This is a genomic window from Myxococcus faecalis (assembly GCF_050039385.1).
Lineage (GTDB): Bacteria > Myxococcota > Myxococcia > Myxococcales > Myxococcaceae > Myxococcus > Myxococcus fulvus.
Genome location: NZ_CP144336.1, coordinates 7,164,288 through 7,180,017, shown reverse-complemented (window position 1 = coordinate 7,180,017; position 15,730 = coordinate 7,164,288). Strand labels below are relative to the sequence as shown.

Below are 15,730 nucleotides of genomic sequence, written 5' to 3'. Positions count from 1 at the left end.
CGGGCTTCCAATGCCTCAGGGCAGCAGTGCGGCCCGCTTGAGCACGTCTCGGAGCTCGGGTGGGAGGGGGGCCTCCACGGCCACCTTGCCACCGCCCTCCGGGTGGGGAAATTCGATGCGCTCGGCGTGCAGGAACAACCGCTTGAGCCCCCAGCGCGCCTGCACGTCGCGGTTGAAGGCGAAGTCACCGTATTTCTTGTCGCCGACCACGGGGTGTCCGATGGCCGCCAGGTGCCTTCTTATCTGATGGGTGCGCCCGGTCTCGATGGCGCAGGACAGGAGCGCCACCTCGCCAGACTGCTTGACGACCTTCCACCGGGTGAGGGCCTCCTGCATGTTCACCCCGCGGCGGGCCTTGGACTCGGCCGTCTGCTGGTGCTCCGACAGGGGCAGGTCGATGACGCCGGACTCCTTGGGCATCTTCCCCTTCACCAGGGTGAGGTAGCGCTTCTTGGAGAGCCCGTGGGTGAAGACCTCCGTGAAGTGCACCATCGCCGGGCGCCGCTTGGCGACCAGGATGACGCCGGAGGTCTCCCGGTCCAGCCGGTGGGCGGGGGAGGCGGTGAAGTCGTTGCGGACGGCCTTGGGCCCCAGGTAGGCGCGCACGTAGTCCACCAGCGTGCCCCCGGTGATTCCGGAGCCGGTATGGACGGCCATCCCGCTGGGCTTGTCCACCGCCATCAGCCAATCGTCCTCTCTGAGAATCACCAGCCGGCTGGGGTCCACCGGCGGGGGCGGACGGTCCACTTTCGGACGGTCCTCCCCCTTGAGCGTCTGCTCGTCGCCCCGGATGGTGAGCACGTCTCCTTCGGCGAGCAACTGCTCGGGCTGGGCGCGCTTCCCGTTCACCCGCACCTTCTTGGTGCGAATCATCTTGAACAGGTGGCTGACGGGAACGGTGGGGAGGCGCTTGCGCAGGTGCTTGTCCAGGCGCATCCCGGCGGTGTCGGTCTCGATTCGGTACTCGATCATTTGTGCTGGCGCGCGGACCAGACCATACGAATAATCCCCGGTCCATGCCGAAAGCCCCCAGTATCGAGAAGCTCCTCCAGAACGGGTCGGCCGAGTGGAACCGACTGCGCAAGGGCGGTCAGGTCCCGACCGAGCACACTGGCGCCACCTTCACGCAACTTTTCTCCGCGAACGCGGACCTGTCGGGCCTCGGGCTCGTGGGCTCCGAGTGGGAGCGGTGCGATCTGTCCAAAATCAACTTCCGGGACTCGGACCTGTCGAACGCCTATTTCCACGGCGGACGGCTGCAGGACTGTGACTTCCGGGGTGCGAACCTCGAGGGCGCGACCTTCGAGAAGCTGAAGCTCTTGCGCTGTGACTTCACGGGCGCCAAGGGTCTGGATGACCTGGAGATGGACGACGTGGACATGGACCGCGTCGTCGGTCTGGACGGTGAGGAGGCCCCGCCTCCGCCGCCTCCGCCGGCCCAGGGAATCACGGCGTTCACCCGCGAACAGCGGGAGAAGGCGCTCGGGGTGCAGGCCTCGGCGCTGCTCCAGGGTGAGCCCGCGCAGGAGGAGCTGCCGCCGTTCAAGCCGCAGGACCCGCCCGGCTCGTTGTTCTTCCGGGGCCTGAAGCGCCTGGCGATGCCGCCGTTGTGGGTGTTGGACGTGCCGGGGCTGAGGCCGCTGGTGCCGCAGCGGATGCCGCCGGGCAGCTCGCTGGAGACGCTCTACCGCGAGGCGGTGAAGACGCGGCTGGAGAACAAGAAGCCGCTGGCGGACAGCTCGGTGGTGGAGAAGGCGCAGAAGGCGCTGCACCTGGGCGCGAAGGACGCGGCGGTGGGCGCCATGTACCTGCGCGAGGTGGGCGTGGTGCCGCTGTTCCGCTTCTCCGCGGCGCAGGTGCTGAAGAAGGCGCTGCGCGAGGAGGTGGAGGTGGATGACCTGACGGGCTCCATCGACCCGCGGACGACAGGCGCGCTCCTGGAGCTGCGGCTGACGCACGAGGTGGTGGAGCACCTGCCGGTGGCGCGGCAGCGGCTGGCGGCGACGCAGCTGTACACGGCGCTCCTGGAGGCGGGCTTCAACCCGGAGAACAACTGGGACGAGGCGCTGGAGTCGAGCGAGTTCTCGATGCAGCTGGCGCGTGAGGCGACGGGCGAGGACCGTGACGCGCTGTTCGAGGGCTTCCAGGTCTTCTCGGCGCTGCCCGAGGAGGCGCGGCTGCGCCGGCTGGCGTACCTGGCCGAGTCGGTGACCAACCTGGAGCTGGTGAGCCGGCTGCCGGAGGGGATGGAGCCGTCGTGGCTGAACGGCCCGGAGACGCGCGAGTGCGACAACCGGGAGATGACGTACGTGCAGTCGCTGAAGGCCGAGGACATCCCGGTCAAGGTGGCGGCGCTGGCGAAGGCGGAGCTCGGCGTGCCCGAGGGCGAGGTGCCCGAGGAGAGCGACGGGGACCTGTTCATCCACCTGCGCTGTGACGTGTGTGGCAAGGAGAAGCTCATCGTCCAATCGCCGGAGGAGTGACGGCGCGTTGCACGGTGTGAGCCCTCGGGGCCGCTGGGGTTCCCTTTTCGGGACCTGGCGGCCCCGTGGTGTTTGGGGGCTGAGCCTAGACCTCCTCGAACTGCGCGCCCGTGGCGTTCGCGCGCTCGACGGCGGTCTTGATGTCCTCCGAGACGATGAGGGCACCTTTCCATCCCCAGGTGCGGAACACCTTGGCGTCGCCCACCTTCGCGGGGTCGATTCGCAGCCCCGCCACGCTCCGGTATTGACCGACCCGCTCCGGTCGCCCGTCCTCTGGCTTCCAGCGCAGTATCTCCTCCGAGGCTTCGTCATCGATGCAGCGGATGAGCTTCGTGGCCACGAGCACGACATACTGCTCCGGGCAGTCCGTGATGTCAGCGGGGAGGAGCTGCACGTCATCGGGGGCCAACTCCGCGAACAGGGTGGCCACCCTGATGTGGAGGACAGGCGTCATGGCGACGCCCGCGGCGCTGTAGTCCAACCGTCGTCCCGACTCTCGGATGGGAAACTTCAGGTGGCCTGTGCTGCGGACAGGCCGTCCCTCAGTGAACTCCCAGATGTCCTCGAGCTCGTGGCCCGCGTCATCCAACGGGTCTCCGAGGTACCAACTCCCTCCCTTCACGTCCTCGTTGAGGCTGAAGTATCGAACCCGGTTCGCCATGGTGGAGGTCCTAGCCACGTCACCGTCGCTCAGTCAAAAGCCTGTGGACCTTCGTGCCCCGCGTCTGCGCTTCATTGGCGAGCGCGCGAAGCTCCAGCGTGAGGGCCCCCTGACAATCGACCACCTTCCGGCAGCCTCTCAATGCATCCGACAGGCGCTTGAAGACGAACGAGTGGTACGCCTCGGGATGGGGCCCCTTGTGGCCCACGACTTCGACGATGTTGTCCGGGTCTTTGAGTGTCATCCCAGCCTTCGTGAAGAGTTCCTGGAAACGTGGCGTCCAGGGACCACCTCTCGCGAAGGATTTCTCATTCTTGTTCGTCGCGAGGTGATGACGGTGTCCCCGACTGCCAGAGCCCATCTCCTGGCTGGCCATGGCGAGGGCGTTGGGCGCGAGCGCGATGGTGAAGCCCTCGGCCGTCAAGGCGACGGACCGGACGCCACCCACTGCGGCGTACTGGAAGCCGGCTTGGGATTCCACGGCCAGCGCCGCCTGAGCCGAGCCAGGGAGTCCTCCTGACTTGGCGACGAGCCCTGCCGTGTTTCCAATGGCCGCCGTGGACAGCATCACGAAGACGCGGGCCGCGTTCTCCCCGAGGACTTCGCCGTACAACTCCCCCGCCGCACGGAGTTGCGCGAAGGTGGTCGCTTCGTTCGCGTCTCGCACCAGGGTCAACCATCCATCCAGGAGGCGCCACACCGTGTCCACTCCCAGGTAGGCAATGGCGAGAGCTGTCAGCGTCGCGGCGGCTCCTTTCGAGAAGGGCTCGGGTAACGCCCAGAGCAGAAGGTACATCGTCGCCGCGGAGGTGACGCTGGCCATGACCGCACCGGGGTCCGTCATGTCCACCAGCGCTTCGGCGGTCTCGTCCCACACGGAGTCCATCGCGATGGCCAGAGCCAACGTGTACTTGCCATCGCTGGCCAACAGGGGACCCTCGTCCAGCAAGCGCAGGCAATCCCCAGGCTGGTCCTTCCGCTCGCACCACTGGCCATAGGCGCGCGTCAGTTCCTCGTCTGCGTAGGACGCCAGAAGGAAAGAGCCATCCCCGTCCGACTGCTGCTGGGGGATGAGCCGCGATGGACGCTGCTCGAAGCGGTACACCCCGGCGCGGGAGGGAACGCCAAAGAGGGCTCGCGCTTCCTTCATGGGGTTGTGGACGGGACGTACGTCCTGGGCGAGTTCCACCATGGCCTGCTCGAACTCGTCCTCATCGAGCTCGGCCTCCGCCGTTTCAGCACCCGGCGCCTCACGAGGCGTGACGACGGCGGAATCCTGACCGGTGTCCAGGCGCACCACTCGAGTCTTCGAGCAACCCGAGACAGCCACCAACAGCAGCAACAGCATTGCCCCGCGAAGCTTCATGGCCTGTCCTCGGAGAAGTGACCGCCCCATGGCAGTCGTGGGAACGCCGGACCACCGCTTCCGTGAAGAGTACCTGAGGGACTGAGCCGTATGGATTGACTGTGCGCGCGGTGCTCGCGCACGCTCGGGGGATGGTCGACGACGCTCGGGTGGCGGCGGTGCCCCTGGATGGTTGGTCCAGGTGGGGGCTGATGGCGCAGTTGCTGCTCGCCGTCGTCCTGTTCGCGGCGGTTCCGTATGCGATGTCGATGGTGCCCTTCGAGCGCATCTACGTCGACGGCCCCTACAACGCTCCGCACAGGGAGGACCCGATGTTCCCCGTGCGGTGGCGGCTCATCGCGCTCGGGGCCTGGGTTCCACTCTTCTCGATGCCCTTCGCGCTCCTCGCATGGAAGAGGAGACACATGCACCTCGGGCTCGCGTTGTTTCAAGTGAGCCTGCTGCTGTGCATCTGCGTCATCGGGTTGAGGAACTTCCCGTATTACGCGCTGGGCATCTATCGCGCCTACATGGGTGAGGCGCGCACCTGGGACTTCGACCCCGCGGGGCTGATGCATCCCTACGGCTCGGTCGGGTATGTCCCCGGCTGCGAAGCCCTGATGCTCTATCCCATCGCGCTGGTCGCCGTGCCTCGCATCGGCTATCGCCTCTTCCAGGAGCGACATCGAATCTCTCGCGCGCTCATCCTGGGCACGGCGCTGTGCCTCGCCACGACGGTGTTCGCGTTCTTCAGCACACCGCGATTCATCGACTGGTTCTTGGACTGAGCAGCCTCCCACGCCAGTCCCCAGGGGCCCCAGGCGACCAAGCGGAAGCTCTCCGCGAGGTGCTCACGAGAGGGCGGAGTGATGCTCAGCTTGTCCGCGACATCCGGGGAGGAGCCAGCATGCCGGCGGTCCAGCACAAGACGGTGGACGTGGATGGCCTCGAGATTTTCTACCGTGAGGCGGGCCCCGAGGACGCGCCCCTGGTGCTGCTGCCCCATGGCTATCCGTGCTCGTCCTTCCAGTTCCGCAACCTGCTGCCCGCTCTCTCGGACTCGTGGCGGCTGATTGCGCCGGACGCTCCGGGCTTCGGCTACAGCGCGACACCGTCACCCCGCAGGTTCAGCTACACGTTCGATGGATACGCGCGCTTCCTCGAGCGCTTCGTGGAGACACTGGGACTCACGCGCTACGCGCTGTACCTGCATGACTACGGCTCACAGTTCGGCTTCCGCCTCGCGCTGCGTGCACCGGAGCGCGTGGCCGCGCTCATCATCCAGAACGGCGACATCTACGAGGACCAGTTCGGCCCCAAGTACCGGATGCTGAAGGAGCAGTGGGCGAACCCCACACCGGAGGGCCGCAGGAAGCTGGTGGCCGCGGTGAGCGAGGAGGGATTCAAGGACGAGTTCATCGGCGAGATTCCCGAGCACCTCGTCGACCGCATCAGCCCGGACCTGTGGACGCTCCACTGGGCGCTGGTGCAGCGCTTCGACCGGCGCATGAACCTGGTCCACCTGCTGGAGGACCAACGCACGACGCTCGCGTGGATGCCGCGCTATCAGGCGTATCTGCGTGAGCACCGTCCACCCACGCTGATTCTATGGGGGCCCCACGACGGCTACATGCCCGAGGGCGCTGGACGCGCGTACCTGCGCGACGTGCCGGACGCGGAGCTGCACATGCTCGACGCGGGACACTGGGCGCTGGAGACGCACCTGAACGACATCGCCTTCCACCTGCGACGCTTCCTCCAGCGCGTGCATCTGTCCCACGCGGCGAGCACCTGGGTCACCTGACTCGCGTCCCCGCACGACAACACGTCTTGCTCGAGCGACCTCACGTGGGCGCCACGAGTACGAGCGTTCGTTGCTCGCACGCTCCCGTGCCGCGCGACTCCACTGACAAAGGCGTGCGCAATCTCGAGGCCGCAAGGTTCTCTCCACACGCAGCACGGCGATGAACCAGCCTCGAGAGGAAACAACCATGCGTGGAGCAGGATGGATTGTGGGCGCGATGTTGCTCGGTGCCTGCGGAGCGGAGGACGTCACCGCGAGCCCCGAGACCCCTCGGCCCGATGGGCAGCTCAGCCAGCAGACCCAGTCCCTGGACCTCCGGGACGCGGTGACCGGCAGCTTCGACACCACCGGCACGATGTACTTCACCGAGGATGGCGTGACGGAGGCGGTGGAGACCTTCGACGTCGTCAACGTCACCCCTCGCGGCGCGGCCCCTGGACTGGGGGTCTCCATCCTCTCGTTCGAGGGTTGCGAGATGCCCTCCCTCCAGACGAGCCCCCGCTCCTTCCTCGTCTTCCCGAAGACGTGCACGGCCAGTCCCGCGCCGGGCTGCACCCTCGTCATGGCCTTCCATGGAGGCTGGGGCTACATCAACCGCGAGGGCGACCTGGACATCTCGCTCCGCTCACTGCTCACGGGAGAATGTGGCGAGGGGCCGGTGGAGATCGACGTCGTCACGCGGCTGTCGGGCCCTCGCCTCCCTGCCTCCGCGCTCCTGGGCGCACCCGCACAGCCGCGCACGCGTGAGACCGGCATGAACGCCCTGCTCCGACACCTGTCGCGCGAGGCGCGCTGAGCCTCACGGCAACACGTACGTCACCGGCTTCGGCAGCATCACGCGGACTTCATCCCCCGCGCGGATGACGCCGGGCCGGTCCACCCAGGCCACGAGCCCCCGCTTCTCCCACGCGGCCTTCACGAAGCGGCTCGCGAGCTTCTCCTTGTCTGGATGGTGCTCGCCAATCACCTTGCCCGGCCCGATGCAGGGCTCGTTCTCCCCCTCCACCGCCAGCACCGCGTCCTCCGGGAAGAAGATGCGCGAGCCCGGTGGCAGGAACGTCAGCCGGGGGATGCCCACCAGCTCCAGGTTGGCTCCCAGCCATGACGCCAGGACCTTCGGGATGCCGAGCGTCTGGGCCACCACCGCCAGCTCCTCCGTCGACACCAGCGACAGCTGCCGCGTGTTCCGGATGGGCGTCCCCTTCGGGTACCACGGCGTACGCACGTCCGCCGGCCGCGTGTGTCCCGCGTGCCTGTCCCCGTCGATGCCCTCGAACGTCACGCGCACTTCCGCCAGCTCGCGCGTGACGAAGGTCTTCTTCTCGGTGCACACCAGGACTCGGACCGCGCGGCCGAAGAGCTGCGGAGACGGAGGCATGCCCCTCTTCTACTCCGCTCCCCTACCGCTTCACAGCAACGCGAGCTGCTGCGGCTTGCCCCCGAGTGGCCGGGCATCCACCCCGTCGTCCCGCAGCGCCTGCGCCAGTTCCTCCGCGAAGCCGAAGCACGTAATCACCTCGCTCGCCCCCGTCGCCTTCACGTACGCCTTCAACGACGGGAAGTCCGCGTGGTCCGACACCGGGAACGCCACGTCCGCGCCGTAGCGCCGCGCCGCCCCCGGGTCCATCGCCCACCCCGTCAACACCGCCGTCCCCCGAGGCCACAGGTGCGCCAGCGCCCCACCTCGCGCCTGGTGCGGCGGGAAGAACAGCACCTCGCCCGGCTCCACCGTCCCCGTGTAGCAGCGCAGGTTCTCGATCGGCACCCCCAGCTCCCCGTAGAGCCGGGCCACCTCGTAGATGGACGGGTGCGCCACCAGCGAGAACCCGCGGCCCGCGAGGAACTTCATCGACTCCTGGCTCTTGCCCAGCGGATACCCGAGCACCACCGGCACCGCACCCCGCTCGAGCTGCCGACGCACCCACGCCTCCACCTGCCCCATCACCTCGTCACGCGGCGGGAAGCGATAGCGCGGATGCCCGAAGGTCGACTCGATGACCAGCGTGTCGCACTCGGCCACCTCGGTCGCCTCGGCCGTCAGCGATGGCACCACGTTCAAGTCCCCCGTGTAGACCACGCGCCGACCATCCGAGCGGATGACCCGCAGCTGCGCGCTGCCCAGGATGTGCCCCGCTGGCAGCAGCTCCAACACCAACGGCCCCAGCTCGAACGGCCGACGGTACGGCGCGGCCAGGGGCGCGCTCACCGGCCCCAGCCGGTGCTCCATGAAGCGCAGCGTCGCCGCCGTGGCGATGGTGCGCTCATGCCGGGCGATGTGGTCCGAATGCCCATGGCTCACGAAGCACAACGGCGACTTGCGCTTCGCGTCCAGGGACAGGAGGGTGCCCGTCAGGTGCATCCCGTTTCGACGCAGCTCCACGCTCATGGGAAGGCTCGCGGATATAGCGCGTCACGGGCCCGGCGCGCCGCTTCTCTTCGGCCCGCCCCATGCCCGCTCGGAGGGCGTCAGCCCGGCCCCTGGACTGTGCGTGACTTCCACCACGCCCAGGCCGGTGAGCCCAGCTCCGCCACCAGCACACCCAGGAGGATGAGCCCGCCGCCCATCGCCTCCGGCGCGCCCAGCCGCTCGTAGCCCAGCACCACCGAGTAGATGGACGCGAACACCGGCTCCAGCGCGTAGATGACCGCCGCGCGCACCGCGGACGTGCGCGCCTGCGCCCACGTCTGCACGCTGATGGCGAAGGCGCTGGGCAACAGCCCACACACCAGCACCGCCATCACCAGCGAGGGCTGCCACTCCACCCTGCGCGTGACGAAGGGCAGGCACGCCGCGGACATCAGCGCCACGCCCCACAGCTGCACCGCCACCATCCCCAGCACGCCCTCCTTCGACGCGTACCGCTCCGTGAAGGTGATGTGCGCCGCGTACGCCACCGCGCAGCCGAGCGACAACATCTCCCCCAGGTTCAACCACCCGCCACCCTCCCCCGGCGCGGGCCTGGTGAGCAGGTAGAGCCCCGCCGCCGACAGCGCCACGCCCACCAGCGCCGCGGGCTTCGGCGCCCGCCGGAACACCAGCAGCGTCAGCAGCGGGACGAACAGCACGCACATCCCGGTGATGAACGCCGAGCGCGACGGCGTGGTGAACGTCAGCCCCCACGTCTGGAGCGCGAAGCCCAGGAACAGGAACGTCGCCAGCAGCGCGCCGTGGCGCAGGTTCCTCGGGTTCAACACCTGCCGGCCCGCGAGCGCGCTCAGCGCCACCGCGCCCACCCCGAAGCGCAGCGACAGGAAGGTGAACGGGTCCGCGTAGCTCAGCGCGTCCTTCACCACCACGAAGGTGACACCCCAGATGAGGGTGATGAAGACGAGCGCGCCGTCCGCCTGGAGACCCCGGAGTCTCGCCAGGAAGGATGGCTCACGGCCCAGGCTGTCGGGAGTCGAGGCGCTCACGGAGGGCACGACGTTTCGCCTACCCCGGCGTGCCGCGCAACCCCCGTCGCGTCAGGGCGCGGAGGCCCGCTCCAGGACGACCAGGCGCTTGGAGCGACCCGCCGCGTCCCACGCCTCGTTCGTGCGCCGGGTCAGCGCCTCCGTGGCGAGGCGGAAGCCCAGGCCCTCGAAGGTCTTCAGCGACGCGGCGTTGTCCTCGTCCACGTCCGCCTGCACGCTCGGCTCGCCCTGTCGGTGGGACTCCTCCAGCAGGCACTCCAGCAGTTGCGTCGCCACACCCATCCGCCGGGCCTGCGGCGCCACCACCAGCGAGCGCACCCAGACGCCGTCCAGGGGCAACCCCTCCTGGCGATACGAGTCCACCCACGCGAAGCCGTGCAGCCGCCCCTTCGAGTCCAGCGCGCCCGCCGCCGCGCCCCGCCGCTGGGTCGGCTCCAGGCCCCAGCGCTCTTGGAGCTGCCGGCGCAGGAAGCTGGCGGAGACGACCAGGCGCTCGCTCGCGAAGGTGACGAGCGCGTCCAAATCCTCGGCCCGTAGCAGGCGTATCTCCAGCGGCCCCACCAGGTGGCGCCGCAGGGGCCTGGACCAGTTGGAGAAGAAGAAGTCCCGCACGCCCCGATAGACTAGCCGGGTCCGGGGCTGTGCCCACGCGGTCGCCAGCGTCCACTGCGTCACCCACAGCGCCGGACCCAAGGGCCGGGGCAGCGGGAGCAGCCACCGTCCACGCCGCAGCGCGACGGCGCGCCCCAGCAGCTCCCCGTCCGACCGCTCCTCGGCGCCCAGCAGCGGCGCCGTGCTCCACGGCTGGGTGGCCACCACCACCTGGGCCGTCAGCATCCGCCCCTGGCGCACCAGCACCACGTCACCGCGCGCCGTCGCGTCCGGCCCGCAGCGCAGCACCCGCACGGAGTCACCGGCGCGCAGCAGCGGGAACAGGCCCCCGCCCACACCGCGCACCCAGAGCTTCTGCCCGGGTGGCAGCGCCCTCAGCACGTCCAGCAGCACCTCGGTGGAAGGCGTCTTCCGCGGCGGCACACGCCACCTCCGGGGAAGTCCGGCCCTGCTCGTGCCTTCCCCTCGTCCGCCGGAATGTAGCCCCTTCGCTCTCCCACACCAACCGACCCGGACCCGGCCCTATCAACCGCCCCTGGGTCCCGCTAAGAGGAGGACGCCACCCACCGGCCGGAGGGCGGCGCAAGGAGGAGTGAGGTCATGGACGCGACGCCCGAGGGCTCGCTGGTGCCGCAGCGGGGTTGGTGGAGTCGGAACTGGAAGTGGGTGGTGCCCGTGGGCTGCCTGGGCCTGCTGGCCTCGTGCGGCTGCCTGGGCTTCGCGATGGTGGGGCTCGGCATGAAGTCGCTGAGCAACATGGGCGCGTACACGGACGCGGTGGCCATCGCCCAGTCCGACGCGCAGGTGCGACGCGCGCTCGGCACTCCCATCCAGACGGGCCTGCCGAAGCAGTCGGCGGTCCAGTCCATCAACGGCCAGACACACGCGAAGTTCACCATCCCCCTGGATGGCCCGCAGGCCGACGGCACGCTCTTCATCGACGCGACGAAGCAGGGCGAGGGCGAGTGGCGCTACGACACGCTCGCCGTGGAGCTGGAGGACGGCAGCCGCATCGACCTGCGTGACGACGCGCCCGATGCCCCCGACGCGTTCCCCAGCGAGGAGACTCCCGAGGACGACGAGCCGCTGCCGCCTCCCCCGGAGCCCCCCGGCGCCGACGAGAACGTCCCGGCCCGCGGTGGCCGCGACAGCGACATCGAGCTGTAGCGACACGACAAGGCGCGCGGGCGCTGCGCGGCCATGCGCCCCGCCCGCGCCATACCCGTGGAAGCCCACGGGGCGTGGGGCGAGTGCCTCGCGACCATGGGCCTCGCCCGCCCTGCGCCCCTGCAAGCCCACGGGGGCGTGCTCGCCCGCCGTCCGGTGTGCCCCCGGAAACGACGAAGGGGCGAGCGTGGGAGCCCTGAGGTCCCCACTCCCGCCCCTCGTCAGCCCGAACGGGCCCGAAGCGCTACTTCAGCTTCTGCAGCTCCGAGCGCAGCTCGGGGAGGACCTTGAACAGGTCCGCGACGATGCCGTAGTCCGCCACCTGGAAGATGGGGGCCTCGGCGTCCTTGTTGATGGCGACGATGGTCTTCGAGCTCTTCATGCCCGCCAGGTGCTGGATGGCGCCGCTGATGCCCGCGGCGATGTACAGCGCCGGCGCCACGACCTTGCCCGTCTGACCGACCTGCAGGTCGTTGGGAACCCAACCCGCGTCGCACACCGCGCGGGACGCGCCCACCGCGGCGCCCAGGTCATCGGCCAGCGCCTCGATCTCCTTGAAGTCGCCCTTGGTGCCACGGCCACCGGAGACGACGACGCGCGCCTCGGTCAGCTCCGGGCGAGCGCTCTTCACTTCCTTGAACTCGACGAACTTCGTCTTGGAGGCTTCAATCTTCGGCGCGAAGGTCTTCACCTCGGCGGCGCCCTGGCCACCGGCGGCCGCGGTGAACTCCGTGGCGCGCACGGTGAACACCTTGACCGGCGTGGTGAGCTTCACCTCGGCGAACACGTTGCCGGCCCACATCGGGCGGTGGAAGGTGATGTCCGCGCCCGAGCCACCCAGGCCCGTGATGTCCGTGGCCATGGCGGCCTTCAGACGCGCGGCGAGGCGGGGCATCAGGTCCTTGCCCTGCGCGGTGGACGCCATGCCCACGAAGTCCGCCTTGAGCTCGGTGGCGAGCGCGGCGAGCGCGGGGGCGTACGTCTCCGCCAGGTAGTGCTCCAGCTCCGCGGCGGCGCCCACGTGCACGGCCTTGGCGCCGGTGCCCTTGAGCTCCTCGGCCACCTTGGCCGGGTCCTTGCCGAGGATGGCGATGTGCAACTCCGCCCCGGCCTTGTCCGCGAGCTGCTTGCCCGCGGTGATGGCGTTCAGGGAGGCCTTGCGGAGGTTCCCGTCCGGCTGCTGCTCGGCGACGATGAGAACGATTGGCATTGGAGTGTCTCCGTATCTTCCGAGAGGGTTAGACGACCTTCGCCTCGTTGCGCAGCTTGTCCACCAGCGTGGCCACGTCCGGCACCTTGATGCCGGCCTTGCGCGCGGGCGGAGACGCCAGCTTCAGCACCTGGATCTTCGGGGCCACGTCCACGCCAAGCCCCGCCGGCGTCAGCTCCTCGATGGGCTTGCTCTTGGCCTTCATGATGCCCGGCAGGCTCGCGTAGCGCGGCTGGTTCAGGCGCAGGTCCGTGGTGACGACGGCGGGCAGCTGGCACTCCAGCGTCGCGAGCCCGTTGTCGACCTCGCGCACCACCTGGACGGCCTTCTTGTCCGCGGTGAGCTTGACGGCCGGCTCCTTGTTCTTCTCCTCGGCGCTCTCCAGCGACTCCACCTTGGAGGCGAACGTGGCCTGGCCCCAGCCCAGGAACTCGGCCAGGTACTGGCCCACCTGGTTCTGGTCGTCGTCGATGGACTGCTTGCCCAGGATGACCAGGTCCGGCTTCTCCTTCTCGGTCACCTTCTGGAGCAGGCCGGCGATGCCCAGCTGGTCCAACGGGCCGGTGTGGTTCACCCACACGGCGCGGTGCGCGCCCATGGCCAGCGCGTGGCGCAGCTGCTCCTGCACCTCCTTGCCGCCGATGGACACCACCACCACTTCACCCTGGTGCTTGGCGACGAGCCGGAGGCCTTCCTCCACGCCAATCTCATCGAAGGGGTTGATCTTGTACTTGAGCCCCTCCTGGACGATGCCCGAGCCATCGGGCTTCACCTTGATTTTCGACTCGGGGTCTTCCACGCGCTTGGCGGTGACGAGGATCTTCACGGCGGCTTCTCCTTGCGGGAGGCGTTTTAGAAGGCTGGAAAACAGTCCGGCGCGCTTGGATTGACGCGACGCGCGAACGGCCTGGGTTAATAGGCATCCGGGCACCACGGCGGCAACGGGAAACGGCCGCCGGGCCCAGTTCTGCTTTTCTACTTGAACAGTTCTCGAGCGATGACGAGGCGCTGGACCTGGCTGGTCCCCTCGTACACCTGGATGAGCTTCGCGTCGCGCATCAGCTTCTCCACGGGGTACTCCTTGATGTACCCGTAGCCGCCGTAGACCTGGACCGCGTCGGTGGCGACCTTCATGGCCATGTCGGCGGCGAAGGACTTGGCGTAGCTGGACTGGAGGGTGTTGCGCTTGCCCTGGTCCAACAGCCACGCGCTCTCGTAGGTGAGCATGCGGGCCGCGTGGGTGTTCATGGCCATGTCGGCAATCATGAACTGGATGGCCTGGTGCTCGATGATGGGCTTGCCGAACGTCTTGCGCTGCGAGGCGTACTCCATGGAGTGCTCGAGCGCGGCGCGGGCGATGCCCACGGAGAACATGGCGGTCAGCGGGCGGCTGTTGTCCAGCGTGGCCATGGCGATGGCGAAGCCCTGGCCCTCCTCCCCGATGCGGTTTGCCACCGGCACGCGCACGTCCTCGAACGTGAGCGACACGGTGTCGCTGGCGCGCTGGCCCATCTTGTTCTCGTGCTTGCTGACGGACAGCCCCTTGGGGCGGCCCTCGACGACGAAGCAGGTGATGCCCTTGTGCTTCTTCGCCTTGTCCACGGTGGCGAACACCGTGTACTGCTCGGCGTGACCGCCGTTGGTGATGAAGCACTTCGCGCCGTTGATGACGTACTCGTCACCCTCGCGGCGCGCCGTGGTCTGCATGTTGGCCACGTCACTGCCGGCCTCGGGCTCGGTGAGGCAGAACGAGGAGAACTTCAGCTTCTCGGCGAAGTGGCCGAGCAGGCGCTTCTTCTGCTCCTCGGTGGCCGCGAGGATGATGGGCAGGTTGGCCAGGTCGTTGGCGATGATGGACGTGGCCACCCCCGCGCAGCCCCAGCTGAGCTCCTCCGCGACGATGGTCTGGTCCAGGTGCGACAGGCCCACCCCGCCGTACTCGGACGGGATGGCCATGTTCAGCAGGCCCAGCTCGAACGCGGTGGCCAGCAGGTCCCGAGGGAACGTCGCCGTCTCATCGTAGTGCGCCGCCTTGGGGCGGACGACCTCGCGGGCGTACTTCCGCGCCGTCTGCTGCAGCGCGCGCTGGTCCTCGGAGAGCTCGAATTCCATGAGATTCCTCGTGATGGGGTCGACGTGTTGACTCGGGAGTCAACGAATACATGCCGTCACGAGAAATCTCCAGCCCAACCCGCCTGGGAAGTGAGTGGTGCGCGGGGGGTCGGCCGACGCCCCGGGGGCCTGTCCTCTGGCACCCGGGGACGAGGCACGTGATTACTTCGCGGCCTTGGGGACCTTTTCCCAATCCGCGAGGAACTTCTTGATGCCCGCGTCGGTCAGCGGGTGGTTGGCCAGCTGGGTGATGACGTTGTACGGCAGCGTGGCGACGTGGGCGCCCATGCGAGCGGACTGGAGCACGTGGACGGGGTTGCGCACGCTGGCGACGAGCACCTGCGTGTCGAAGTCATAGTTCTGATAGATCTCCAGGATGTTGGAGATGAGCTCCATGCCGTCCTGGGAGATGTCGTCCAGCCGGCCGACGAAGGGCGACACGTAGGTGGCGCCGGCCTTGGCGCACAGCAGGGCCTGGTTGGCGGAGAAGATGAGGGTGACGTTGGTGCGGATGCCCTCGGCGGTGAGCGCCTTGACGGCCTTCACGCCCTCGACGCCCATGGGAATCTTCACCACGACGTTGTCGTGGATCTTCGCCAGGGTGCGGCCCTCGGCGATGAGCCCCTCGGCGTCCAGGGAGACGGCCTCGGCGCTGATGGGGCCGTCGACGATGGAGCAGATTTCGCGGATGGTCTCCTCGAGGCCGCGGCCGACCTTGGCCAGGAGCGAGGGGTTCGTCGTCACGCCGTCCACGCAGCCCATCGCGTGGGCCTTGCGAATCTCCTCCACGTCCGCGCTGTCGATGAAGAACTTCATCTGGTCACTCTCCTGGATGGGCCCGCGAATGAGGGCGAGGGATGGGGTCGGCTCCGAGGGAGCCGGGCGAGCAGGCGCGTAACCGATGCCCCCCCACGCGTCAAGG

At 68.6% G+C, this 15,730-nt stretch carries 16 protein-coding genes; 5 read left to right on the top strand and 11 right to left on the bottom strand.

The window, feature by feature from the left end; all coding sequences use genetic code 11:
- Positions 1-15: 15 nt before the first annotated feature.
- Positions 16-972: an RluA family pseudouridine synthase gene (locus tag VZQ01_RS28880; protein WP_074950880.1), complete on the bottom strand. Its 957-nt coding sequence runs from the start codon at positions 970-972 to the stop codon at positions 16-18.
- Between the two features lie 44 nt (positions 973-1,016).
- Here VZQ01_RS28880 and VZQ01_RS28875 point away from each other — a divergent pair, with 44 nt between their 5' ends.
- The gene (locus VZQ01_RS28875; protein ID WP_426745250.1) at positions 1,017-2,483 is read left to right on the top strand and encodes a pentapeptide repeat-containing protein; all 1,467 of its coding nucleotides are present in this window, start codon (positions 1,017-1,019) and stop codon (positions 2,481-2,483) included.
- Positions 2,484-2,568: 85 nt separating this feature from the next.
- On the opposite strand, the gene VZQ01_RS28870 is transcribed toward VZQ01_RS28875, so the two are convergent.
- Positions 2,569-3,144, bottom strand: coding sequence for an imm11 family protein (locus VZQ01_RS28870; protein ID WP_223748501.1), 576 nt, complete (start codon positions 3,142-3,144; stop codon positions 2,569-2,571).
- 19 nt (positions 3,145-3,163) lie between these two features.
- Positions 3,164-4,510, bottom strand: a complete 1,347-nt coding sequence (locus VZQ01_RS28865; RefSeq protein ID WP_223748500.1) for an AHH domain-containing protein — start codon at positions 4,508-4,510, stop codon at positions 3,164-3,166.
- A gap of 131 nt (positions 4,511-4,641) precedes the next feature.
- On the opposite strand from VZQ01_RS28865, the gene VZQ01_RS28860 reads away from it, so the two are divergent.
- The 3 genes from VZQ01_RS28860 to VZQ01_RS28850 all read left to right on the top strand — a co-directional run bounded on the left by VZQ01_RS28860 (position 4,642) and on the right by VZQ01_RS28850 (position 7,089).
- Positions 4,642-5,277 carry a hypothetical protein gene (locus VZQ01_RS28860; protein ID WP_223748499.1) on the top strand — a complete coding sequence of 212 codons (636 nt, stop codon included), beginning with the start codon at positions 4,642-4,644 and terminating at the stop codon, positions 5,275-5,277.
- A gap of 119 nt (positions 5,278-5,396) precedes the next feature.
- Complete coding sequence (locus tag VZQ01_RS28855; RefSeq protein WP_223748498.1) at positions 5,397-6,293, top strand: alpha/beta fold hydrolase; 897 nt, start codon at positions 5,397-5,399, stop codon at positions 6,291-6,293.
- A gap of 187 nt (positions 6,294-6,480) precedes the next feature.
- A complete protein-coding gene (locus VZQ01_RS28850) occupies positions 6,481-7,089 on the top strand; it encodes a hypothetical protein (protein WP_223748497.1) in 609 nt (202 codons plus the stop codon).
- 3 nt (positions 7,090-7,092) lie between these two features.
- Here VZQ01_RS28850 and VZQ01_RS28845 read toward each other — a convergent pair whose 3' ends face one another.
- The 4 genes from VZQ01_RS28845 to VZQ01_RS28830 form a co-directional block, all read right to left on the bottom strand.
- Complete coding sequence (locus VZQ01_RS28845; RefSeq protein WP_046715801.1) at positions 7,093-7,671, bottom strand: MOSC domain-containing protein; 579 nt, start codon at positions 7,669-7,671, stop codon at positions 7,093-7,095.
- 30 nt (positions 7,672-7,701) lie between these two features.
- The gene (locus tag VZQ01_RS28840; RefSeq protein ID WP_141327351.1) at positions 7,702-8,679 is read right to left on the bottom strand and encodes an MBL fold metallo-hydrolase; all 978 of its coding nucleotides are present in this window, start codon (positions 8,677-8,679) and stop codon (positions 7,702-7,704) included.
- A gap of 80 nt (positions 8,680-8,759) precedes the next feature.
- Positions 8,760-9,707 carry a DMT family transporter gene (locus VZQ01_RS28835; RefSeq protein ID WP_426745249.1) on the bottom strand — a complete coding sequence of 316 codons (948 nt, stop codon included), beginning with the start codon at positions 9,705-9,707 and terminating at the stop codon, positions 8,760-8,762.
- A 51-nt stretch (positions 9,708-9,758) separates the two neighbouring features.
- Positions 9,759-10,742 (bottom strand): GNAT family N-acetyltransferase, encoded by a 984-nt coding sequence (locus VZQ01_RS28830; protein ID WP_426745248.1) that lies wholly within the window; start codon positions 10,740-10,742, stop codon positions 9,759-9,761.
- 177 nt (positions 10,743-10,919) lie between these two features.
- Between VZQ01_RS28830 and VZQ01_RS28825 the strand changes: the two genes are divergently transcribed.
- Positions 10,920-11,486 carry a cytochrome c oxidase assembly factor Coa1 family protein gene (locus tag VZQ01_RS28825; protein ID WP_426745247.1) on the top strand — a complete coding sequence of 189 codons (567 nt, stop codon included), beginning with the start codon at positions 10,920-10,922 and terminating at the stop codon, positions 11,484-11,486.
- Between the two features lie 244 nt (positions 11,487-11,730).
- Here the strand turns inward: VZQ01_RS28825 and VZQ01_RS28820 are convergent, their stop codons facing one another.
- The 4 genes from VZQ01_RS28820 to fsa all read right to left on the bottom strand — a co-directional run bounded on the left by VZQ01_RS28820 (position 11,731) and on the right by fsa (position 15,624).
- Positions 11,731-12,696, bottom strand: coding sequence for an electron transfer flavoprotein subunit alpha/FixB family protein (locus tag VZQ01_RS28820; RefSeq protein WP_223781668.1), 966 nt, complete (start codon positions 12,694-12,696; stop codon positions 11,731-11,733).
- 28 nt (positions 12,697-12,724) lie between these two features.
- Positions 12,725-13,522, bottom strand: a complete 798-nt coding sequence (locus VZQ01_RS28815) for an electron transfer flavoprotein subunit beta/FixA family protein (RefSeq protein WP_046715805.1) — start codon at positions 13,520-13,522, stop codon at positions 12,725-12,727.
- Positions 13,523-13,671: 149 nt separating this feature from the next.
- Entirely contained in the window at positions 13,672-14,808 is a 1,137-nt protein-coding gene (locus tag VZQ01_RS28810) for an acyl-CoA dehydrogenase family protein (RefSeq protein ID WP_223748492.1), read from the bottom strand.
- Between the two features lie 162 nt (positions 14,809-14,970).
- Positions 14,971-15,624, bottom strand: coding sequence for a fructose-6-phosphate aldolase (gene fsa / locus VZQ01_RS28805; RefSeq protein WP_141327363.1), 654 nt, complete (start codon positions 15,622-15,624; stop codon positions 14,971-14,973).
- Positions 15,625-15,730 lie beyond the last annotated feature (106 nt).